Raw genomic sequence first — 21807 nt, 5'->3', positions numbered from 1 at the left:
TATAGGAGGAAGTTCATGCTTATTCATGTAGTAACGCCTGGTGAAACACTTTGGCAAATCTCAATTTATTATGGCATTCCAATTGACAGAATACAAAATGCCAATAAGCTACCAAATCCGGGGCAATTAGTAATTGGGCAATCTATATTGATTCCAATAGAAGGTACTTATCATACTGTAAGTGCAGGGGAAACATTATGGAGAATTGCTCAAACTTATGGAACTACTGTGGTCGCGATTATGAAACTCAATGGAATTACTAATGCCTATAATATTTACCCTGGTCTTACTCTATTTATACCAGCACCTATATATCAGGTTCAACGTGGAGAAACCTTATCACAAATTGCACAAAAATTTGGAGTTACCATACAAAATTTAATGAAAGTTAATAGCATTACTGATGAAAACATTGTATATCCTGGTATGACATTAGTTATTCCCATTAAAGAAAGACCTGTTATTAATGTAAATGCCTATATTGATCAGATGGGACAAGAAGCTGTGCCTATTGTATTGGAAGATGCGGAGAATTTAACTTATCTTAGTCCATTTGCCTATAAAATTCGTGAAGATGGTAGCCTACAGCCTATAGATGATGTTCCAATAATTAAGGCTGGTTATTCTAAAAATGCAGTTCCTATGATGGCTATTACCAACTTTACAGCTACAGAATTAGGTGGAAATGTTGCACATATTGTTCTTTCTAGTCCCGAAATCAGTAACCGATTAATTACAAATATTATTAATACAATGAAAGATAAGAATTATAAAGGAGTAAATATTGACTTTGAAAATGTTCTTCCAGCTGATCGTGAATTGTATAATCAGTTTCTTCAGCGTACAGTGGATCGTCTGCACCCAGAAGGCTTCTTTGTTTCCACTGCATTAGCACCAAAAACAAGTGCAGAACAAAAAGGTTCCTTATATGAAGCTCATGATTATGAAGCTCATGGTAGAATTGTTGACTTTGTAGTTTTAATGACCTATGAATGGGGATATAGACTTGGACCTCCTCAGCCAATTTCACCTTTAAATGAAATAAAACGTGTATTAGATTATGCTGTCTCTGTTATACCCAGAGAAAAAATTTATTTTGGTTTTCAATTATATGCTCGTGATTGGGTTCTTCCACATGTTCAAGGGCAGGAAGCTGAAACCTTTAGCATGCAGGAAGCTATAAGAAGAGCAGCTAAGTATGGTACAATAATCGGATATAATTCAATTGCACAATCTCCATACTATCGTTATAGGGATGAAAAAGGAGTAATGCATGAAGTGTGGTTTGAAGATGCTCGAAGTGCTCAAGCAAAGTTTGACACAGTAAAAGACTATAAACTAAGTGGCATTAGCTATTGGGTTTTAGGATATCCATTTCCACAAAACTGGACATTACTTCAAGATAACTTTACTGTTAGAAAATTAATATAGTTTATAAGTCATAGGTATTGCCTATGACTTATTTTTTAAATCCCCAATTTTTTAGCCTCTAATAAAAATGTCTTATCTCTTTCTTTAATAAATTTCCCCATATACTTATCTGGTTCGTCCTTCTCTAAAGTTAAGATAGCTTCATCAAAATCCATCCATTTAAGTATAAACCCACATTCTATCTCCTCTTTTGTATAACTTGGCTTTTGAATTTTTCCTACTACCCTTGAATAATAACAATATGATATCTGTAGTTGTTTAAAATCATCTCTAAATTCTAATATAGTTCCTACTTCCCCTAAGGTTTCAATATCTGCACCTACTTCTTCCTTAACTTCTCTTTTTAGAGCTTCTTCAATATTTTCTCCTAGCTCTATTCCTCCACCTGGTAATTTATGATAGTGGTCTTTAGAAACATACAGTATAGCTACTTTCCCACAACTATCAAAAAGTATTGTTCTAGCAGCCTTTCTAACTTTATAGCTAATATCTTCAGCTTTCTTATTTATTCCTATATGTTTTTCATAGATTTCTTTTATTAATTTCATTTTATACTCCCCCATTTACTTTCCTCTGCTAATTCTCTCATGCTATAGAATTATAATCTATATATCCTAATTATAGTATATCCTTCCACTGAAACAAAAGCACACACTATTTTAAATAAAACAGACTACTAATAAAAACATTAGAGAATCATATGTATGACTAGAATTTCCATACTTGATTTATATTATTTAAGTTCTAATATGTAAACTCCCGTATAAAATAATGAATAAGAAATAATATTAAAAGGGGTAATATTTTTGACTATTATAACAGGGGAACAAGCACGAAATGAAATTAGGACGGGGAATTTGAAAAGTCCAACACCTGGTATTGCATACGGTTATACTCAGGCTAACCTCGTAGTACTGCCATATAAATATGCTATAGATTTTTTTATATTCTGTCAGCGTAATCCTAAACCGTGCCCAATCTTAGATGTGTGCGAACCGGGGAAATTTACTCCAGTACTTACTGCCCCGTCAGCAGATATTCGTACAGACATACCTAAATACAGAATATATAGAAACGGAGAAATAAAAGAAGAAGTTAATGACATATTAAACCTTTGGTCTGATGACTTAGTAACTTTTCTTTTAGGTTGCAGCTTTACATTTGAAAAGGCTCTTTCAGATGCTGGTATTGATATACGTCATATTGAGGAAGAAAAAAATGTTCCTATGTATATTACTAATATTGAATGTATACCTGCTGGTATATTCAATGGTCCCATGGTTGTAAGTATGAGACCTATTCCTGAAGAGTTAGTTAAAAAAGCTACTGAAATAACCTCAAAATATCCAAGAGTTCATGGTGCACCTATTCATACAGGTAATCCATTAAAAATTGGCATAAAAGATATTTCAAAACCTGATTTTGGAGATGCAGTAACTATAAAAAAAGGCGAAGTACCTGTGTTTTGGGCTTGTGGAGTCACGCCTCAAGCCGCAGTTATGAGAGTAAAGCCAGAGCTCGTAATTACTCATGCTCCAGGTTATATGTTTATCTCCGATATTAAAGATGATGACCTTGTATTCTATTAAATTTAAATCTTATGTCCAAACATGCAAAAGGGAGTATGTCCCCTTTTGCATTATTTTATTACTATATCTGTAATAACAAAGACTAAAAATCACTATTTCCTCTTCTGTACAACATTGAAATTTTTTATATTTTAAAATATTCATTAATACTTTCAAAGCATGTATTTATCATAAACTCAATGTCATGCTTATTTATTACGTATGGAGGAAGAAAATATAGCACATTTCCAATAGGTCTTAATAACAACCCCTTCTCTAGAGCTATTTTATAAATCTCATATCCTACCCTTTCCTCCCAAGGAAAGGTTTCCTTTGTTTCCTTATTTTTGATAAGTTCTATTGCAGTAATCATCCCCATACTTCTCACTTCTCCAACATAAGGATGATCCTTAGCCAAATCTTTTGTTAACTTTTTTATTAATTCACCTTTTCCTTTATTATTTTCTATAACATTTTCTTCTTCAAATATTTTAAGATTTTCTAGAGCAATTGCACAGGCCATAGCATTTCCTGCATAAGTATGGCTATGCAAAAAAGCTTTTAACTCTTTATATTCTCCATAAAAAACATCATATATGTTGTTGCTAGTCATTACTACTGACATAGGCATATATCCCGCTGATATGCCCTTTGAAAGACACATTATATCTGGACTTATTTCTGCATGTTCACAAGCAAACATTTTTCCTGTCCTTCCAAATCCAACAGCTATTTCATCTGCTATAAGATGTATATTGTACCTATCACATGCTTCTCTAAGTTTTTTCAAATACATTGGTGAATATATCTTCATGCCAGCAGCTCCTTGAACTATAGGTTCTATAATTATGCCACAAAGCTCCTCATGACTCTCTTCTAATGCCCTTTCCATATGCTCAAAACATTCTGCATTACAGCTTTCTCTGGCTTTTCCATAGCTGCATCTATAACAATCTGGTCCCTTAACTCTTAAGGTATTTAAAAGCAAAGGCTTGTATATTTTATTATATAAATCTAAATCACATACAGATAAAGCTCCTAAAGTTTCACCATGATAAGCGTCACCTATAGCAGCAAATCTAATTTTTTTATTATTTCCCTTATGTTGATGATAATGAAAGCTCATTTTTAATGCATCATTAACCCTTTTATTACTATGTCCAAATAAATTTGTCCACCATGAAGATATACAATCTAAATAACTTTTTCCTTCAATATCATATAAATAACATCCTTCTCCTTTTTGGATTACTTTAAGTGGAAGTTCTTCATAGTCCTTCATTTGAGAACAAGGATGCCATATGTATTTTAAATCTTTTTCTATATAATTATTCATTTTTTCTCCTCTCTTATATATCTAATCTATATTCCTCTACACTAATTGATTTTATTTATTTTGTATGACCTTATAAATCATCCATGCATTTAATTAAATCTTCTTCATTTAAGGATTTTTCTATTGCTGATCTTATGTTTTTTATCCTTAAATTTTTTTCTTCTACTTCTAGTCCATCTATCCAAGGAACCACCGCTAAAATAGGAACATTGGTAAGCTTTTTAATAATCTCTATATTGTCATTGCAAAGCAGATTATCTTTATATCCATTTATTATTATGCCTTTCACTTCTATATTAAGTCTTTGAATATACTTTACGGTAATAGTAGTATGATTTATAGTACCAAGTCCTGCCCTAGCTACAACTATCACACCAATATTTAAATCTTTAATTAAATCCTGTAAAAGATAAATACCTTTTTCATCATGTATTAGTGGACATACTATTCCTCCACTTCCTTCTACTATAATATAGTCATATTTCTCTTTTAAATTGTTGTATTTATCGAGTATCTTTTCCTTGCTTATGCTGTTACCTTCTATTTTTCCCGCCAAATGTGGTGATACTGGCGTTTTAAAAATATATGGTGTTATATTTTCAAAATTCTCCTTTAAATTACTAACCTGACATACAATGCTTGTATCCATTAAAACATCATTGCCATTTTGTGCTCCACTTAAAGCCGCTTTAAAGTATGTAGCTTTATATCCTTTTGACCTAAGTAGATATAAAAGTCCCGAAGTTACTATGGTTTTTCCTACATCAGTGTCTGTACCAGTTATAAATATGCCTTTAGTCATTTCTTCTCACCTCAAACCCAAGTTCTTTTATCATTTCAATATCATCTGAAATCTTATTTCCCGAAGTAGTTAAATAGTTACCTGATATAGTAGCATTTGCACCTACTCTGAAACATTTCCTTCCAAAATCTTTTATAAGGTTTCTTCCCCCTGCCAATCTAATATATGCTCTTGGATTTATAAATCTAAAAATTGCTACGGTTTTCAATATTTCTTCTTCACTTAATCTTTTCATATTTTCAAGTGGAGTACCTTTTATAGGGTTTAATATATTAATAGGAATAGATGTAACCTCCAATTCTCTAAGTTGTATAGCTAATTTAATTCTATCTCCCATGTCCTCCCCCATACCTATAATTCCTCCAGAGCATACCTGAAGTCCAGCTTTCTTAACATTATTTATAGTTTCAATCCTTTCATCATAAGAGTGGGTTGTACATATCTTTTTATAATAATCTCTGCTTGTTTCTAAATTATGATGATACATGTTAACTCCTGTTTCTTTTAATGTTAGAAGCTGTTCATAATCTAATATGCCAAGTGAAGCACACAACTCCATGTTCACTTCATTCTTTAATTTTTCATATATTTTTATAACCTTTTGGAAGTCCCGTCCCTTTGTCTCTCTTCCACTTGTAACTAAAGAAAATCTATTTACACCACAATGCTGATTTTCTTTAGCTAAATCTAAAACTTCATCTATTGATACAATTTCATGTTCTTCAATATTTGTTTTATAGTGTGCTGATTGCGCACAAAATTTGCAGTCTTCTGAACATGAACCGCATTTAGCATTTATGATGGAGCACAAATTAACTATGTTACCATTAAATTTATCACGTATTCTATCCGCTGCTATAAACAATTCATTGATATACTCATTATTTATTTGTGTAAGCTTAACTGCTTCATAAAAACTGATATTTTCTCCTGCATATATTTTATTTTCTAGTAATGATATAAGATCCATAGTTTACCCTCCAAAATAATTATTGTTCTATTTTCATATATGTACATAGACCTATTTTCCTAGTTACTTTAATGATCTTAACAGAGGCTACTGCTGCTACAAGGCTTAAAACTATGTCCCCTAAAAAGCAAACTATAAAGCCATAAAATATTGCCATATAAAAAGACATACTCTTTCCTAAATATAGATTGCATATTGCATACAAATATAAAACTCCAAATAAATAAACAAAAAATAAACCTGATAAGATAATTAAAAGGGATTTAAAAATTGTAAGATCTTTAAATCTTTCTGTTAACTTTCCAATAACATATGCTGCAGCAATAAATCCAACAAGATACCCAAAGGTAGGTTTGAAGATATATGCTATTCCTCCACCTTCCGTAAATATAGGAAGCCCTAATAATCCCGTCCCAACATAAACAATCTGTGATAAAGCTCCTAGTCTAGCTCCCAATATCATTCCTGAAAACGCACAAAACAAAAACTGTAATGTAAATGGAACATATGGAATAGGAATTTTTATAAAAGCCCCTATTGCTGTTAGCGCTGCAAACATAGCTGCTAAAATTAAATCTCTAGCTTTCAAAATATCACAACTCCTTAAAATTCAATATTTAATATAACTTCTTAAAAATAATATACACTATCGAAATAGTATTGTAAACTATTTTTATACTTTAGGTTGACAATGCTCACATAGTATTATCAGACATCAACTCACAACTATTGCTCATAGAAGAGTACCACAAACTCATCTACTACTACTTATATAATGAGTAACTTTGTGATATTTTATTATGTTAATTTTTCTAATTCCTACTAAAAAACAAAAGCCTTGGATATCCAAAGCTTTTTATAGAACATACTATTAATATATTATTAAATGGTATAACATAAAATTCCATTACCGGTTTTTATGTAAAATCTTTGTTTAACTCTCCCATGTTTATTTTCCTTATTCTGATTAATTTAGTTTGCCTAAACCTTAGGTTTATATATATTATGCCTTATATTTTTAAGAACTTCAGAGAATGTTTTCTCTTTATCATCAGCATATTGCTTCTTCTGTATAAATTCAGTTCTTCCTTTATGTTCATAATTCTTGTTAGTTTCTATTATTCTATTAACCCTCATCCTGAATCCCTCCTATATATCTATACATTAGAATCTTAAAATTTAAGGGGTACAAAAATACATCCTGATTATTTCGCAATAGTTTATAACTTCATAATTCTCTATCTATTCAACTAACTTTTATCCGATTACTACCAGCTATAATACTCTCATCTTCTCAAAAGTGGGAATATTATAGCTGGTACGTCTCTGGATAGCGATTTCTCCTAAGAATTCTGTTAATAAGTTTCAGATGGAATAAAAACTCCCCCAAACATCCATTTGACTTCCTATCTTTCATGTAGTAAACTATATAATTGTAAAAACATAATAAAGACAGTTCGTAACCATCCTGTCTATAAACAAAACTAGGACGTAACTACCGGCTTAGGTAGTTTTTTGTTTAGGGGCAGATTCTGCCCTTTTTTTATTTGCAAAAATATCAGGAGGAAATATAATGAAAAAAATAGGATTAACAACTACAGTACCTGTAGAAGTTCTTATTGCCGCAGGATATACACCTGTGGATTTAAATAATATTTTTATAACATCTGATAATTATTTAAAATATATAGATATAGCTGAAAGAGATGGATTCCCTAAAAGCTTATGTGCTTGGATAAAGGGAATATATGGAGCATGCTTAGAAAATAACATAAAAGAAATAGTTGGGGTTATGGAAGGAGACTGTTCTAACACAAAAGCTCTAATTGAAGTTCTTCAATTAAAAGGAATTAAAATTTATCCTTTTTCCTTTCCTCATAGTCACAAAAAAGAAGATGTAGAAATTGAAATAAAAAAGTTTATGCATATGTTCAATGTAACCCTTGAGCAAGTTGAAGCTGTTAGAAAAAGACTTAATGAAGTTAGAAAATTAGCTAAAGAAATTGATGAATTAACATATAAACAAAACAAAGCTACTGGATTTGAAAATCATTTATATCAAGTAAGCTTCAGTGATTTTAATGGAAATATAGACTCCTTTGAAGCTGATCTAAAAAAAGTTATAAGTGATATAAAAAAAAGATCCCCAATAAATAAAAAGTTAAGATTAGGTTATATAGGAGTTCCTCCTATGACTGGTGATATATATGAATTTGTGCAAAAGTTTAATGCTCATTTTGTATATAATGAAGTTCAAAGAGAATTTGCCTTTCCTAGAGCAAATGATAGTTTAAATATATTTGAACAATATTATGATTACACTTATCCTTATAATACTGAATTTAGAATAAAAGAATTAAAAAAACAAATTAAAAAAAGAAAGTTAGATGCTATAATTCACTACACTCAAGCTTTCTGCTATAGATCAGTAGAAGATATAGTTTTAAAACAAAATTTGGATATTCCAATACTAAATATAGAAGGAGATAAGTTAAATACTTTAGATGCAAGAACTAAACTTAGATTAGAAGCTTTTCTTGATATGTTATTGGATTTAAAGGAGAGTAAAAAATGCTAGTGTTAGGTATAGATTTAGGAAGTAGAGAAGTTAAGATTGTTTTAATGGAAAATAATAAGATAATTCAAAAGAAAAAAATAAGTACCATGAGCTTTTACAGAGATTACTGTAGCTTTGATGGTAAGGTTATTGTAGATTTAGAAAAGTTAAATATAGGTCCAGTAGATAAAGCTGTATCTACTGGTTACGGAAGAAACAATACTGATTTAAAGCTTTTTACTCCAATAAATGAAATAAAGGCTCATGTATACGGAGGCATCTATCAAACTGGTTTAAAGGATTTTATACTTTTAGATGTAGGCGGCCAAGATGTTAAAGTAGTTAAAGTAGAAAAAGGCATAACTACAGACCTAGAACTTAATGAAAAATGTGCCGCTTCCTGTGGTAGATATTTAGAAAATATGGCAAGTGTACTTGAAATATCTCTTAATGAAATGAGTAAATACTATGAAAATCCCATAGAACTAAATTCAACTTGTGCAGTATTCTCCGAATCAGAGTTAATTGGTAAAATAGCTGAAGGTGTAACTATAAAAGAACTATGTGCAGGTGTTAACTATTCTTTGTATAAAAGATTACACCCTCTTTTAAGCAAATTTAAAGGTAAAAATTTAGTTTTAACTGGTGGAGTTGCTAATAATACTGCAATAAAAACATATTTAAAAACAGACTATGAAAATATATTATCTATTGAAGAACCCCAATTTAACGGAGCAATTGGATGCTGTTGTTATGGAAGTAATATTTTAAAGAAATTTTAGGAGGAAGCATATGTATATTTTAAAAGCAGAACATAGCTTTGATAGTGCCCATTTTCTTGCTGGATACGAAGGGAAATGTGGAAATATCCATGGACATAGATGGAAAGTACAAATTGAAGTTCAATCAGCTACTTTGATAGAAGGCGGTCAACTTGATGGTATGGTAATAGATTTTGGTGATTTAAAAAAAGATGTTAAAGAAATGGTAGATCATTATGATCACGCCTTGATTATTCAAGAAGGAACTATGCGGTATGAAACCTTAAATTGCATTACTTCAGATGGTTTTAAAGTAATTAATGTAAATTTTAGGCCAACAGCTGAAAACTTTGCAACATTTTTCTTTAAAATCATGAAAAATAAAGGTTATAACATAAAAAGAGCTACAGTTTATGAAACCCCTACTAATGGTGCCATATATGAAGAAAGTGAGGTAATATAAGATGCAATTTAAAGTAGTTGAAAAATTTATAAGTATAAATGGAGAAGGTACTCTTTCAGGACAATTAGCAGTATTTATAAGGTTTGCAGGTTGTAATTTAAATTGTAGTTATTGTGATACAGCTTGGGCAAATAAAAAGGATGCTTCTTATGAGTGGATGACTTCTAAAGACATTTATGAATATATAAAATCTACAGGAGTTAGAAATGTAACTTTAACTGGTGGAGAACCCCTTCTTCAAGAAGGACTAATAGAATTATTAGAAATAATCTCCAAGGATAAAAAACTTCATGTGGAAATAGAAACTAATGGTAGTGTTTTAATAGATAAATTTTCTAATTTAGAAAATCCACCTAGCTTTACTATGGATTACAAGCTGACTTCAAGCAACATGGAAGGTAAAATGGAGTTAGGCAACTTTAAGTATTTAACCAAAAAAGATACAGTTAAATTTGTATCTGGAACTATAGAAGATTTACAAAAGACTAAACACATAATAGATAAATATAATCTTGTAGATAAAACCAATCTGTACATTAGTCCAGTGTTCGGAAAAATTTCTATGGATAATATTGTAGAATTTATGAAAGCTAACAAAATGAATGGTGTTAATCTTCAAATCCAACTTCATAAAATTATTTGGGATCCAAATGAGAGAGGTGTATAAATATGGCCATTGATGTAAAAGCAATTGAGGAGCATATAAAAGGTATTTTAATAGCTTTAGGTGATGATCCTAATAGAGAAGGACTTAAGGATACACCTAACCGTGTAGCTAAAATGTATGCAGAAATATTTGAAGGAATGTGTTACAGTAATGATGAAATTGCTGAAATGTTTAATAAAACCTTTGAAGATGACTTGTCAGTAGAAGAAAACACTAATGATATAGTACTAATGAAGGACATAGAAATATTTAGTCATTGTGAACATCACTTAGCATTAATGTACAACATGAAAGTAGCAGTAGCATATATTCCTAATAAAAAAATTATTGGTTTAAGTAAAATTGCAAGAATAGCTGATATGGTAGGCAAAAGATTGCAACTTCAGGAAAGAATAGGAACAGATATAGCTTATATTATACAAAAGGTAACTGGTTCAGAGGATGTAGCTGTAATCATTGAAGGAGAACATGGATGCATGACTACTAGAGGTATAAGAAAACCAGGTACTAAAACAATCTCCACTACTTTAAGAGGAAAATTTAATAGTGATGTAATCTTAAATAATAAATTAATGATGCTTTATAAATAGCATAAAGGGACGGTGACATATGATGAATAAAGAAAAAGCAGTAGTAGTTTTCAGTGGTGGCCAAGATAGTACAACTTGTTTATTTTGGGCAAAGAAAAAATATAAAGAAGTTATAGCAGTATCTTTTGATTATAACCAAAAGCATAAATTAGAGTTACAATGTGCAAAGGATATATGTAAAAAATATAATGTAGAACACCATATTTTAGATTTAAATTTGTTAAATCAATTAGCACCTAATTCATTAACTAGACAAGATATACAAGTGGATAAAGATGCACCTATAGATGGTGTACCTAATTCCTTCGTAGATGGTAGAAACATGTTATTTTTAACCTTTGTTGCAGTTTTTGCAAAACAAAGAGGAATAAATACAATTATAACCGGAGTATCTCAAAGTGATTTTAGTGGATATCCAGATTGTAGAGATGTATTTATAAAATCTTTAAATGTTACATTAAACTTGGCTATGGATTATGAATTTGAGCTTCTCACTCCTTTAATGTGGATTAATAAAGCAGAAACCTGGAAAATGGCTTATGATTTAGGTGTTCTTTCCATAGTTAAAGAAGAAACTTTAACTTGTTATAATGGAATAAAAGGTAATGGTTGCGGAGAATGTCCTGCATGTAAATTAAGAAAAAATGGATACTTAGAATTTAAAAAAATGCATCTATAAAATTAATTTAATATTTTATATTGAGATTAAATTTCTTAATATCCATATAGGAAATGGAAAAGTCCCCTGTTCTTAACACTGGTGCTTTTCCATTTTTCTATGCTAAAAAATATTAACTATCTATTTTTTTATATATATTATATTTTGCACTTCCAGCCACAATGAGCTTAATATATTCTTCATTCATACTCTCTATAACTTTCTTTAATCTATATGAAAGTAATGTATCCTCATAATTCTCTGCCTTATTAATAAAAAGTATCCTTTCGCCACAAGAGTTTTTAAAAAGTCCTTTTTCATGCAATATTAACTTTGCTGCATAATCTATGGTCATATTTTCATAAACGGATGCTCCCGTAATATTTAAAAATTCCTCTACATTATGGACTAAATCATTATCTATAATCTTTCCTATGGTACTTATATCAAATACACCTATAGTCTTATTAGTGCCAGTTGGTACCACAGGCTCACATTCTTTCCACCCCTTCAATAGTTTCTCTTTTGAACCATCACTTTCAACTAGTACATAGTCAAAATAATTTTTAAGTTTACTACATACCTCTTTATCTATACCTATAAGTTTATTCTGTGAATTTATTTCTTTACCATAAACATATATTCCTTTTTCATTTAAATCACTAGAAGTTGAAATTTCTTCTTCCCCAACAGTTATAAAATCATATTGACTCATACGTGGAAGAAAAATTTTAGTTGTTGTAGTAACAAGTACTTTATTATCACTTCTTAAATTTTCTGCCAAAGAGAACATAAGGCTTGTTTTGCCTCCTGCTCCAACTATTGATATAAGATCATTTTTATTTAAATTAAATATCTTCTTCATAACTCCCCCTAAAAATGCAGAACACTTTTTTATTATGTGCTCTATTTTATAAATTTACTTTTCATGCATAGCCATAAATACCTTTTCTGGAGTTATAGGTAATGTTCTTATATTAACTCCTACCGCATTATATATTGCAGCTGCTATTGCAGGAGCTGGAGTATTTATTACTACCTCCCCTATAGATTTCGCTCCAAAAGGTCCTGATGGCTCATAGCTTTCCTCAAATTCTACCCTTACACTATTAATATCTTTTCTACAAGGTATCTTATATTGCATAAATGAATCTGTATCCATCTTACCTTTATAATTATATTTTACATCTTCATACATTGCTAATCCTATTCCTTGTACTATTCCGCCTTCAGCCTGTATTCTTGCAAGGTTAGGATTTATTACAGTTCCACAGTCCACTACTGCAACATAATCAATAAGCTCTGTTTTTCCTGTTTCCTTATCAACTTCAACTTCTGCAAAACCTGCCACAAAAGGAGGTGGAGAAATTTCACTACCGTAAGTTCCCATACCTGTAAGCTGCTTTGAATTAGGACCAACTATAACATTCTGGGCTAACTCCCCTAAGGTTAATTCTTTTTTATCATTTACTATTATTGCTTCTCCATCAAAATCCACATGTTCTTTTGAAATTTTTAATACTCTTGCCGCTGCTTCCTTTATCTTTCCCAAAAGCTCCTCTGCTGCTCTTACTACTGCCATTCCTGTAACATAAGTAGTACTTGAAGCATAAGAACCTGGATCATAAGGTGATACATCAGTATCTGCTGCAATAACAGTTATATTTTCCATTGATGTGTTAAGCACTTCACAAGCCATCTGTGAAAGAATAGTATCACTACCAGTACCCATATCCGTGGAACCTATTAGTAATGTATAGCTTCCATCTTCATTTACTCTTATTTCTGCTGAAGCAGCATCAATATTTGCAATACCTGATCCTTGCATTGTAATTGCCATACCTACTCCTCTAACCTTGTTAGGAGCTACTTCTTTTGAAGGATATTTTTCATTCCAGTGGATCATCTCTTTACCCTTTTCAATACATTTATCTAAGGTTGAGCTATAAAAAGTTTCTCCACCAAATGCAATAGACTTTTCCCCTTGTCTCATTAAGTTTTTCAATCTTATTTCCGTTGGATCCATATTTAATTTTACTGCTAATTCATTTAATGTAGATTCCAGAGCAAAGGTTCCTTGTGTTGCTCCATAACCTCTAAATGCTCCTGCTGTAACTTTATTTGTATAAACTACATTGCCACTAAACTTAAGGGCAGTGGCTTTATAAAGAGGTAATGTCTTTTCTCCTACCACCCAAAATGTAGTGCAAGCATGTTCTCCATAAGCTCCTGTATCTGATAACCCTTCTATGTCAACAACTCTAATCAAACCTTCTGTGTCAGCTCCAAGTCTTACTTTTAATCTCATAGCATGTCTACCAGTAGTGCAAGTAAAAGTTTCTTTTCTATCATAAATTATCATTGAAGGCTTTCCAGTTTTCCATGTAACTATAGCTGTAAATATTTCAACAGCACCTGTTTGCTTTCCTCCAAAGCCTCCTCCTAATCTTGGTTTTATAACTCTTATTTTACTTGCTGATATACCTAAAGCTCTTGAAAGTTGTCTTCTTACATGGAAAGGTATTTGTGTTGATGATACAACCACTAGTCTTCCTGTATGATCAATATAACTGAATGCCCTATAAGTTTCCATCATAGCATGTACTTGAGCCTGGGTATAATAGGTTCTCTCTATTACTACAGCACATTTTTTAATTTCCTCTTCTACATGGCCAAATTCCACATTATGAGTACATACTATATTTCTTTCTTGCTGCATTCCAATATCTATATTACAATGCAAATCATCTTCTCTATGAATAACTGTAGGGTTATCTATTGCTTTTTCAAAATCAAGAACAGCATCAAAGACCTCATATTTCACCTTTATTAATTTGATAGCTTTTAAAGCTGTTTTTTCATCCACTGCAGCTATAATAGCTACTTCATCTCCCACATATCTTACTATTTCGTCAAGTATAAGTCTATCATAAGGAGATGGTTCTGGATAAGTTTGTCCAGCCAGAGTAAATCTATTTTTAGGAACATCCTTATAGGTTAAAATACATTCAACACCTTCAATTTTCTCTGCATTTGAAGTATCTATAGATTTAATCCTTGCATAAGCATAAGGACTTCTTAAAATTTTAATACAAAGAGCATCCTTGGGAGCTAAATCTTCAGTATATACAGGCTTACCAGTGGCAATAGACATTCCATCAATCTTAGTATATGGTTTTCCTACAACTTTCATTATTATTCTACCTCCAAATACTTTTTAACTGCTCTTAATTGTCCCATATATCCTGTACATCTACAAAGATTACCAGCTAAATAATGTTTTATTTCATCATCCGTTGGATTATTAAACTCTTTTTTCATGGCTATAACAGTCATAACAAAGCCCGGACTGCAGAAACCACATTGTTCTGCTCCTTCTCTGGTAAAAATGTTTGCAAATTTTTCTGCTTCCTCCTGAAGCCCTTCAATGGTAGTTACATTTTTACCATTTGCTCTTATTGAAAGAGTTGAACATGAAAGAATTGGTTTTCCCTCTAGCCAAACTGTGCATAATCCACAACAGCTAGTATCACATCCCCTTTTCACGCTTAAATATCCTGCCTGTCTTAACGTATCTAGTAAAAATTCGTCCTTGTCAATGTCTAAAGAATGTTTTTTCCCATTTACTGTAATGTCTATTTGCATTGTACCACCTCCATAATTGCCCTTTTAACTAGCGTGCTACAAATTGCTTTTCTATATTCAGAAGAAGCTCTCATATTACTTCCAAAACTCAATTCCTCTGAAGCAACTTTTGCTGCCTGTTCAATACTAGCTTCATTTATTTCTTCTTTTGATAATAATTCAGAAGCCTTTTTAGCAATACTGGCAACCATAGGTTTTGCTCCTACAACAATCTTCCATTGATGATTAAGTTCAGATACAGATACATTTAGTATTGCATAATCACTTAAAGAATTTCTAAAGCTTTTATATACAGCTTTTCTTCCATTCTTTTTTAAATATATATTACAAAGAATGTCCTTTTCATAAGGTCTTACTAAAAAATCATCTAGTGACATTCTTCCTCCCCTGTATAGCTCTACTTCCGTATCTAAAGCTAAAAGTGCAGTAATTAAATCTGAAAAGCCATACTTCGAAAACACAGTACCTCCCACAGTAACTATATTTCTAAATTGAACACCTATTATATTTTTTACTGAATCACATAAAGCACCATTAAAATTATTATTTATTATAGGACTTACCTCTAAATCTCTAAATGTAGTCTCCGCACCTATCTTTATATATTCTTCTTCATCTATAATATAATTTAAATTTAATCTAGATAAATCAATAGCTGTTCCTATGTTCTTCTTTCCCATTTTTAAAAATACACATCCACCTAAAACAGTATTACTTCTTCTAGAAATAAGTATTGAATAAGCTTCTTCAATTGTTTGTGGTTGAACTAAATCCATTATAGTGAACACTATTTTATTCCTCCTTAAATATTCTTTATCTTATTGTTGGAAATCGATCAGGAAGGATTATACCTGCTCTTTTTCTTATTGCATCTGCCATCTTTTCTGCTTCATTTAATACATCCTCTTCTGATATAAATGTTATTTTTCTATCCTTCATTATCCATTTACCATTACACATGGTAGATTGAACATTTGTTGAATGCATTGAATAAACTATATTTGCTATTGGATCATGTAGTGGCATACTTCCTATTCCTCTTGGATTTATAATTATAAGATCTGCTTTCTTTCCCTCTTGAAGGCTTCCTATCTCATCTTCTTGAAGAAGTGTTTTTGCACCATTTATAGTTGCCATTTGGAGTATGGTTTCTGCTGGAACTGCTTTGGGATTTAGTGTTCTTCCTTTATGAATTAGTGCTGTAAGATACATTTCATCCATCATATCCATTCTATTATTACATGGTGCACCATCTGTACCAATAGATACTACAATTCCCTTTTTAAGCATTTCATAAACTTTTGCAAATCCTAAAACTTTCATTGCTGCTGCTGGATTGTGAGATGACTTCACATTGTGTAAACGAAATAAGTCAACTTCCTTATCAGTAAGCCAAACTGTATGCGCACCTAATATATTTTTATCTAAAAACCCTATTTTAGATAAATGCTCTACAGTTGAATCTCCACCTGTTCTTTCTTTTACATAATCAATTTCCTCTGGAATCTCTGCTATATGCATATGCACTCCTGTTTTATATTTATCCGCAAGTTCCTTAGTTCTAATTAATAACTCATCTGTTGCATTAAATATTGTTCTTATTGCAAACCAGTATTTAATGCGGTCATCCCCTTTGTTATTCCATTTTTCATAAGCTTCTATTTGTTTGTTTAATGTATAGTCTGTGCTTTCTCTCCAGTTAAGTGGAAGTCCTTCACCTGTATCCATAGTAGAACGAGCAAGTGCACACCTAATACCTATTTTTTCTACAGCTTTACCCAATCCATCTATATGAAAGCCCCCTGATTCTGCAAAAGATGTAACTCCTGACTTTATCATTTCTATACAGCATGCTAATGCTGATATATATTGTTCTTCTTCACTCATACTACTCTCATAAGGCCATATTCTTTCTCTAAGCCATGTTAAAAGATCCACATCATCCCCAAGTCCACGTCCAAGTTGCTGTGTCATGTGTACATGTGTATTTGAAAGGCCTGGCATTACTATTTTTCCTTTACAATCTATAATCTCTGCATCACCTTTTATTTTATCAATAGAAACATGTCCAACTTCTATTATTCTATCATTTTCAATAAGTAAATCTCCCTTTTCATATACTTGTCTAGAATCATTCATGGTTATTATATAAGCATCTTTTAGTAAAACTTGACTCATAAAAATCTCTCCTTTAATCTGATATATTTATTTTAGTAACTTGTATAAGTTCTTAAAAAATAAAAAACTCCCGAATTTTCTTCAGGAGTTTATATACATGATTAGACTTATATATACCAAATACTAAAACATTTAAAAATTTACAAGTAAAATCATAACATAAACACCCATAGTCAGGCTATTTAAGGTTGCCTGGTAGAAACACTGGAACCATATTATCCAGCATATACGAGCACGAACATCATTTATATTTTATATAATATTATTCGCTTTTAATCATTTAATATTATAATATGCCATTTTTGTGAAAATATCAACATAATATTTGAGCTATCCCAATACATATTTATAAAACTTAGTGGAAACAATTATTATGAGGTGATAAATATGAATAGTAATACAGACTCTAATAAAAAGCTTGAATTTGCAAATTTGCAAGAACAGCAACAAAAAAGAATTAAAGAAGTAGAAAGCCAATTTAATACTGAATTTGGAACAGACTACTATTTAATGGCTATGAAAAAAGATTAACATTTAAGTAGGCTGTCGCATTAAAGAATTTACATACAATATACTGTTTTGCAAGTTTGAACTCAACTCAATATATTGTAGGATTTATTCTTAGTGCGACAGCCTCTATTTGCTTAATACCATAAGAAAAAACCTATATAGCCATTTATTATTAGTTACTATATAGGTCTAAAAAAGTTAGTATATCTACTTATTAATTTCTTTATCAATTCTATTCTTTATTTCTTGTGGAGTTAATCCACTAGCATTTATTACTGGTGCCTTAGTTTCAGTATTGCTATATCCTAACATATCAGTATTATAATCTGCTGTTACAATGGCATCCATGCTATTTAATTTTGATAAATTGCTTTCTATTGACTCACTTAATATTTGTACGGAATAACCTTCCTTAGTTAAAAAATCTGCCACATTTTTTAATCCTTTTTCTACACCAATTGTTTTCATAAATCTATCACCTCGTGATTATTTTATACAAATCTCTAATAAGATATACTTCTAAATATTTGTATTATAAAACTTGTCTTTTACAAAATTATATCTAATACCTGAATATACAAAACTTATTGCAGCTAAAAAAATTGCAAGTCCCAAACCAATATAAAAAGTTGCCAAGTAAATATGTGGTATAATATCTGCTTTTCTTAAAGTAATACCTGCTGTGATCATAAAAAACATAATAATATAACCCTTTATATCAAAAAATGAAAACATACAAGGAAATTCAGATCTAGAATTTATAATTCTTTTTGTATGTTTTAAATACATTTTATAAAATACATATTTGAAGAAAAGATAAAATATAACTAGACCTATTGCAATGTTTATCCAGTAATCCGTTGTATTTTTTATAACATCAATTAAACCTAAATTTAAAATTTTATAAGATGCAAACACCCAAACAAAAGCTGCTAGGAAGAAAAGAATTCTTTTAGGAACAGCTGGTTTAATCTTATTAATCATATTCATATAAAAAACCTCCCTCATAAATTGAACATAGTTCATTTAAAGTCAAAAAAATAAATCACGTGAACTGTATATAATTGTTTTGAACCACGTTCATATTATACTCTAAAGAAAATTTCTTTGTCAATATAAATAATTCATATATATTTTCAACCATTTAGTCAATATTTTTACAAAGTATTAATTTAATGATATACTCTTATGGAAATTAAAAATAAGTTTTATATATTTCGAGAGGTAATTTTAAATGCTTAAAGAGGATGAAAAGAAAGGCTTTATTTTAGTTATTGTAGCTGCATTGTTTTGGGGATACATGGGAGTTCCTACTAAAAATTTAGGTGATTATAGTTTTGATCCATGTTCAGTATCATTTTTTAGAACTTCTATAGCTGGAATTTTTTATTTTTTATATTGTTTTATAAAAGATAGGACTTTATTAAAAACAGATAAAAAAGGTATTCTGTTTTTTATTTTTTATGGAGTTATAGCTTTTGGCGCTACATTTATTAGCTACAATGTAGCAGTTAACTATATTTCTATAGCTCTAGGCACCATGTTTATGTTTACTAGTCAAATTTGGGTTATAATTCTTTCATATTTTATATTTAAAGAAGAGTTTACTGTAAAAAAAATAGTATCTATATTATTAACTTTAACTGGCTGTTTTATGATGTGTAAAATATATGACTTAAATAATATTTCTTTAAATCCGAAAGGTATTATTTATGGACTTTTATCTGGTTTTACTTTTGCTCTTCAAATTATTTTTGCTAAGATAAACTCTAATAAGTATAATCAAAATACCTTACTTGCTTATTCTTTTATATTTGCTTCATTAAGCTTAATTCCTTTTATGGACATAAAAAATACTATACACATAATAAGTAGTTCTAATAATATATATTTTATATTAAAAAATATAATTATTATTGGGCTATTAAACACAGTTATAGCTAATGGTGCTTATGTAAAATCTGTCCAATATATAGAAGTTGGAATAGCTAGTATTATAGCTTCATTGGAAATTGTTATAGCTTCAATTATAGCTTACTTTGTATTCCATGAAACTTTAGATATAGTACAAGTTATAGGCATGATCTTAATTATTGTGTCTATCATAATATTAGAAGTAAAAAAAGAGACTTTACCTAAGCTATTTAAATTTCTAACTTAAAGCCAGTAAAACCCCATAAATAATATTTAAAGATTTTACTGGCCTAATTATAAACTATTCATTTAAATCCTTAATTTCTCCTGTAACTAAATAAATTGTCCATTCGCATATATTTGTTACATGGTCAGCCACTCTCTCTAAATATTTACATACAAATAAAAATTGAGTAGCTTGGTTAATAGTACTTTGATCCTTAGCCATAATAGGGAGCATTTCCTTAAAAACTCCACGATATATATCATCTACTTCATCATCTTTTTTACATACTAGATAAGCTTTATCCACATCACCTTCTACATAAGCATCTAAGCCTTCTCTTATCATATTTTTCACTAGTCCTGCCATTTTAGGAATATCCACTAGAGGTTTAATAAACTTTTCATCTTTTAGTACTATAGCAATCTTAGCAATATCTACAGCATGATCCGCCATTCTTTCTAAATCTGTTACAATCTTAGTAGATGTAAATATCATTCTTAAATCTTTTGCTAAAGGCTGTTCCTTTGCAATAAGTTTTATGCATCTATCCTCTATTTCCTTTTCTAAATTATCCACTATATCATCATCATCAATTACCTTTTTAGCTAATTCTAAATCTTGTTTATGAAGAGCTTCAGTAGCATCATAAATTTGTTTTTCTACAATACTACCCATTCTTAATATATAATTATGCAATGACTCTAAGTGTAAATCGAAAGTTCCCCTTGACACAGTAATCACCTCTTTTATTGTTACTATACTAGTATATATATTATAATATTAACCAAATCTTCCTGTAATATAATCCTCTGTCCTTTTATCTTTAGGTTTATAAAATATATCTTCTGTTTTACTAAACTCTACTACTTCGCCACTAAGGAAAAATGCTGTATAATCTGATATTCTCCCTGCCTGCTGCATATTATGAGTAACAATTATAACCGTATATTTTTCTTTTAAAGTATCCATAAGTTCTTCAACTTTTGAGGTGGATATAGGGTCTAAAGCAGAAGTTGGTTCATCCATTAAAAGTATTTCTGGCTCTACAGCTAAAGTTCTAGCAATACAAAGTCTTTGCTGTTGTCCTCCTGAAAGCCCTAATGCATTTTTCTTTAATCTGTCCTTTACTTCATCCCATAATGCCGCTCCCTTTAAACTTTTCTCAACTATTTCATCTAACTTATTTTTATCATTAAGACCATGTATTCTTGGACCATAAGCTATATTATCATATATAGACATTGGAAATGGGTTAGGTCTTTGAAATACCATTCCTATTCTTTTTCTTAATTCTATTTCATCAAAATCCTTATATAAATCTTTTCCTTCAAATAATAATTGCCCATCTATACGAACTCCTTCTATAAGATCATTCATTCTATTTAATGTTCTTAAAAATGTTGACTTACCACAACCTGATGGCCCTATTAGTGCTGTAACTGCATTTTTCTCTATACTAAGATTTATTTTTTTTAATGCTTGAGTACTACCATAATATAAATCTAAATCTTTAACTTCTACTACTCCCATC

The 21807-nt window shown here is 30.4% G+C and carries 25 protein-coding genes and 1 riboswitch; of the genes, 10 read left to right on the top strand and 15 right to left on the bottom strand.

Annotated elements, in window-relative coordinates:
- Window positions 1–15: 15 nt before the first annotated feature.
- A complete protein-coding gene (locus tag T514_RS0102655) occupies window positions 16–1431 on the top strand; it encodes a glycoside hydrolase family 18 protein (RefSeq protein ID WP_027623364.1) in 1416 nt (471 codons plus the stop codon).
- Window positions 1432–1466: 35 nt separating this feature from the next.
- Here the strand turns inward: T514_RS0102655 and T514_RS0102650 are convergent, their stop codons facing one another.
- Window positions 1467–1979: an NUDIX domain-containing protein gene (locus T514_RS0102650; protein ID WP_027623363.1), complete on the bottom strand. Its 513-nt coding sequence runs from the start codon at window positions 1977–1979 to the stop codon at window positions 1467–1469.
- 258 nt (window positions 1980–2237) lie between these two features.
- Between T514_RS0102650 and T514_RS0102645 the strand changes: the two genes are divergently transcribed.
- Window positions 2238–3020 carry a putative hydro-lyase gene (locus tag T514_RS0102645; RefSeq protein WP_027623362.1) on the top strand — a complete coding sequence of 261 codons (783 nt, stop codon included), beginning with the start codon at window positions 2238–2240 and terminating at the stop codon, window positions 3018–3020.
- A gap of 124 nt (window positions 3021–3144) precedes the next feature.
- Here T514_RS0102645 and bioA read toward each other — a convergent pair whose 3' ends face one another.
- From bioA to T514_RS26430, 5 genes are all read right to left on the bottom strand, one after another.
- On the bottom strand, window positions 3145–4335 hold the full coding sequence (bioA, locus tag T514_RS0102640) for an adenosylmethionine--8-amino-7-oxononanoate transaminase (protein WP_027623361.1): 1191 nt from the start codon (window positions 4333–4335) through the stop codon (window positions 3145–3147).
- Between the two features lie 70 nt (window positions 4336–4405).
- Window positions 4406–5137 carry a dethiobiotin synthase gene (gene bioD / locus T514_RS0102635; protein ID WP_027623360.1) on the bottom strand — a complete coding sequence of 244 codons (732 nt, stop codon included), beginning with the start codon at window positions 5135–5137 and terminating at the stop codon, window positions 4406–4408.
- Complete coding sequence (bioB, locus tag T514_RS0102630) at window positions 5130–6107, bottom strand: biotin synthase BioB (RefSeq protein ID WP_027623359.1); 978 nt, start codon at window positions 6105–6107, stop codon at window positions 5130–5132. The genes bioD and bioB overlap by 8 nt, the downstream gene beginning before the upstream one ends.
- Window positions 6108–6126: 19 nt before the next feature.
- The gene (locus T514_RS0102625) at window positions 6127–6696 is read right to left on the bottom strand and encodes a biotin transporter BioY (RefSeq protein ID WP_027623358.1); all 570 of its coding nucleotides are present in this window, start codon (window positions 6694–6696) and stop codon (window positions 6127–6129) included.
- A gap of 392 nt (window positions 6697–7088) precedes the next feature.
- Window positions 7089–7244 (bottom strand): hypothetical protein, encoded by a 156-nt coding sequence (locus T514_RS26430; protein ID WP_156939776.1) that lies wholly within the window; start codon window positions 7242–7244, stop codon window positions 7089–7091.
- Between the two features lie 436 nt (window positions 7245–7680).
- Here T514_RS26430 and T514_RS0102615 point away from each other — a divergent pair, with 436 nt between their 5' ends.
- From T514_RS0102615 to queC, 6 genes are read left to right on the top strand one after another with little or no spacing between them, the layout of a single operon-like run.
- Window positions 7681–8685, top strand: a complete 1005-nt coding sequence (locus T514_RS0102615) for a 2-hydroxyacyl-CoA dehydratase family protein (protein WP_027623357.1) — start codon at window positions 7681–7683, stop codon at window positions 8683–8685.
- Entirely contained in the window at window positions 8679–9446 is a 768-nt protein-coding gene (locus T514_RS0102610) for an acyl-CoA dehydratase activase (protein WP_027623356.1), read from the top strand. Before T514_RS0102615 ends, T514_RS0102610 begins: the two co-directional genes overlap by 7 nt.
- 10 nt (window positions 9447–9456) lie before the next feature.
- The gene (queD, locus tag T514_RS0102605; protein ID WP_027623355.1) at window positions 9457–9888 is read left to right on the top strand and encodes a 6-carboxytetrahydropterin synthase QueD; all 432 of its coding nucleotides are present in this window, start codon (window positions 9457–9459) and stop codon (window positions 9886–9888) included.
- A gap of 1 nt (window position 9889) precedes the next feature.
- Window positions 9890–10555 carry a putative 7-carboxy-7-deazaguanine synthase QueE gene (queE, locus tag T514_RS0102600; protein ID WP_027623354.1) on the top strand — a complete coding sequence of 222 codons (666 nt, stop codon included), beginning with the start codon at window positions 9890–9892 and terminating at the stop codon, window positions 10553–10555.
- A gap of 2 nt (window positions 10556–10557) precedes the next feature.
- Complete coding sequence (gene folE, locus T514_RS0102595; protein ID WP_027623353.1) at window positions 10558–11145, top strand: GTP cyclohydrolase I FolE; 588 nt, start codon at window positions 10558–10560, stop codon at window positions 11143–11145.
- A gap of 22 nt (window positions 11146–11167) precedes the next feature.
- Entirely contained in the window at window positions 11168–11824 is a 657-nt protein-coding gene (queC, locus tag T514_RS0102590) for a 7-cyano-7-deazaguanine synthase QueC (RefSeq protein WP_027623352.1), read from the top strand.
- A gap of 112 nt (window positions 11825–11936) precedes the next feature.
- Here the strand turns inward: queC and yqeC are convergent, their stop codons facing one another.
- From yqeC to T514_RS0102565, 5 genes are read right to left on the bottom strand one after another with little or no spacing between them, the layout of a single operon-like run.
- The gene (gene yqeC / locus T514_RS0102585; RefSeq protein WP_027623351.1) at window positions 11937–12668 is read right to left on the bottom strand and encodes a selenium cofactor biosynthesis protein YqeC; all 732 of its coding nucleotides are present in this window, start codon (window positions 12666–12668) and stop codon (window positions 11937–11939) included.
- A 54-nt stretch (window positions 12669–12722) separates the two neighbouring features.
- Window positions 12723–14996, bottom strand: coding sequence for a xanthine dehydrogenase family protein molybdopterin-binding subunit (locus T514_RS0102580; RefSeq protein WP_027623350.1), 2274 nt, complete (start codon window positions 14994–14996; stop codon window positions 12723–12725).
- A 2-nt stretch (window positions 14997–14998) separates the two neighbouring features.
- On the bottom strand, window positions 14999–15448 hold the full coding sequence (locus T514_RS0102575) for a (2Fe-2S)-binding protein (RefSeq protein ID WP_027623349.1): 450 nt from the start codon (window positions 15446–15448) through the stop codon (window positions 14999–15001).
- Window positions 15439–16236, bottom strand: coding sequence for an FAD binding domain-containing protein (locus T514_RS0102570; protein ID WP_027623348.1), 798 nt, complete (start codon window positions 16234–16236; stop codon window positions 15439–15441). The genes T514_RS0102575 and T514_RS0102570 overlap by 10 nt, the downstream gene beginning before the upstream one ends.
- Window positions 16237–16261: 25 nt before the next feature.
- Window positions 16262–17626, bottom strand: a complete 1365-nt coding sequence (locus T514_RS0102565; protein WP_027623347.1) for an amidohydrolase — start codon at window positions 17624–17626, stop codon at window positions 16262–16264.
- Between the two features lie 150 nt (window positions 17627–17776).
- Window positions 17777–17878, bottom strand: a riboswitch (purine riboswitch).
- A 135-nt stretch (window positions 17879–18013) separates the two neighbouring features.
- On the opposite strand from T514_RS0102565, the gene T514_RS26425 reads away from it, so the two are divergent.
- A complete protein-coding gene (locus T514_RS26425; RefSeq protein ID WP_156939775.1) occupies window positions 18014–18157 on the top strand; it encodes a polynucleotide phosphorylase in 144 nt (47 codons plus the stop codon).
- 186 nt (window positions 18158–18343) lie between these two features.
- Here the strand turns inward: T514_RS26425 and T514_RS0102555 are convergent, their stop codons facing one another.
- Together T514_RS0102555 and T514_RS0102550 are read right to left on the bottom strand one after the other, a co-directional pair.
- Entirely contained in the window at window positions 18344–18604 is a 261-nt protein-coding gene (locus T514_RS0102555) for a YkuS family protein (RefSeq protein WP_027623346.1), read from the bottom strand.
- Between the two features lie 51 nt (window positions 18605–18655).
- Window positions 18656–19126 carry a hypothetical protein gene (locus T514_RS0102550; RefSeq protein WP_027623345.1) on the bottom strand — a complete coding sequence of 157 codons (471 nt, stop codon included), beginning with the start codon at window positions 19124–19126 and terminating at the stop codon, window positions 18656–18658.
- Window positions 19127–19370: 244 nt separating this feature from the next.
- Here T514_RS0102550 and T514_RS0102545 point away from each other — a divergent pair, with 244 nt between their 5' ends.
- A complete protein-coding gene (locus T514_RS0102545; RefSeq protein ID WP_027623344.1) occupies window positions 19371–20297 on the top strand; it encodes a DMT family transporter in 927 nt (308 codons plus the stop codon).
- A gap of 54 nt (window positions 20298–20351) precedes the next feature.
- On the opposite strand, the gene phoU is transcribed toward T514_RS0102545, so the two are convergent.
- Window positions 20352–21008, bottom strand: a complete 657-nt coding sequence (phoU, locus tag T514_RS0102540) for a phosphate signaling complex protein PhoU (protein ID WP_027623343.1) — start codon at window positions 21006–21008, stop codon at window positions 20352–20354.
- A gap of 48 nt (window positions 21009–21056) precedes the next feature.
- Entirely contained in the window at window positions 21057–21806 is a 750-nt protein-coding gene (gene pstB / locus T514_RS0102535; protein ID WP_027623342.1) for a phosphate ABC transporter ATP-binding protein PstB, read from the bottom strand.
- Window position 21807: the final 1 nt, after the last annotated feature.

The sequence above is a fragment of the Clostridium lundense DSM 17049 genome, assembly GCF_000619945.1.
GTDB classification, from domain to species: domain Bacteria; phylum Bacillota; class Clostridia; order Clostridiales; family Clostridiaceae; genus Clostridium_AO; species Clostridium_AO lundense.
Note: the sequence above shows the minus strand (reverse complement) of the source record. Positions and strands in the feature narration are given on the sequence as shown.

Excerpts from the sequence above, each read along its gene's own strand:
- T514_RS0102655 (WP_027623364.1), top strand. The coding sequence starts at position 16 with ATGCTTATTCATGTAGTAACGCCTGGTGAAACACTTTGGCAAATCTCA.
- T514_RS0102650 (WP_027623363.1), bottom strand. The coding sequence starts at position 1,979 with ATGAAATTAATAAAAGAAATCTATGAAAAACATATAGGAATAAATAAG.
- bioA (WP_027623361.1), bottom strand. The coding sequence starts at position 4,335 with ATGAATAATTATATAGAAAAAGATTTAAAATACATATGGCATCCTTGT.
- bioD (WP_027623360.1), bottom strand. The coding sequence starts at position 5,137 with ATGACTAAAGGCATATTTATAACTGGTACAGACACTGATGTAGGAAAA.
- bioB (WP_027623359.1), bottom strand. The coding sequence starts at position 6,107 with ATGGATCTTATATCATTACTAGAAAATAAAATATATGCAGGAGAAAAT.
- T514_RS26430 (WP_156939776.1), bottom strand. The coding sequence starts at position 7,244 with ATGAGGGTTAATAGAATAATAGAAACTAACAAGAATTATGAACATAAA.
- T514_RS0102615 (WP_027623357.1), top strand. The coding sequence starts at position 7,681 with ATGAAAAAAATAGGATTAACAACTACAGTACCTGTAGAAGTTCTTATT.
- T514_RS0102610 (WP_027623356.1), top strand. The coding sequence starts at position 8,679 with ATGCTAGTGTTAGGTATAGATTTAGGAAGTAGAGAAGTTAAGATTGTT.
- queD (WP_027623355.1), top strand. The coding sequence starts at position 9,457 with ATGTATATTTTAAAAGCAGAACATAGCTTTGATAGTGCCCATTTTCTT.
- queE (WP_027623354.1), top strand. The coding sequence starts at position 9,890 with ATGCAATTTAAAGTAGTTGAAAAATTTATAAGTATAAATGGAGAAGGT.
- folE (WP_027623353.1), top strand. The coding sequence starts at position 10,558 with ATGGCCATTGATGTAAAAGCAATTGAGGAGCATATAAAAGGTATTTTA.
- queC (WP_027623352.1), top strand. The coding sequence starts at position 11,168 with ATGAATAAAGAAAAAGCAGTAGTAGTTTTCAGTGGTGGCCAAGATAGT.
- yqeC (WP_027623351.1), bottom strand. The coding sequence starts at position 12,668 with ATGAAGAAGATATTTAATTTAAATAAAAATGATCTTATATCAATAGTT.
- T514_RS0102580 (WP_027623350.1), bottom strand. The coding sequence starts at position 14,996 with ATGAAAGTTGTAGGAAAACCATATACTAAGATTGATGGAATGTCTATT.
- T514_RS0102575 (WP_027623349.1), bottom strand. The coding sequence starts at position 15,448 with ATGCAAATAGACATTACAGTAAATGGGAAAAAACATTCTTTAGACATT.
- T514_RS0102565 (WP_027623347.1), bottom strand. The coding sequence starts at position 17,626 with ATGAGTCAAGTTTTACTAAAAGATGCTTATATAATAACCATGAATGAT.
- T514_RS26425 (WP_156939775.1), top strand. The coding sequence starts at position 18,014 with ATGAATAGTAATACAGACTCTAATAAAAAGCTTGAATTTGCAAATTTG.
- T514_RS0102555 (WP_027623346.1), bottom strand. The coding sequence starts at position 18,604 with ATGAAAACAATTGGTGTAGAAAAAGGATTAAAAAATGTGGCAGATTTT.
- T514_RS0102550 (WP_027623345.1), bottom strand. The coding sequence starts at position 19,126 with ATGAATATGATTAATAAGATTAAACCAGCTGTTCCTAAAAGAATTCTT.
- T514_RS0102545 (WP_027623344.1), top strand. The coding sequence starts at position 19,371 with ATGCTTAAAGAGGATGAAAAGAAAGGCTTTATTTTAGTTATTGTAGCT.
- pstB (WP_027623342.1), bottom strand. The coding sequence starts at position 21,806 with ATGGGAGTAGTAGAAGTTAAAGATTTAGATTTATATTATGGTAGTACT.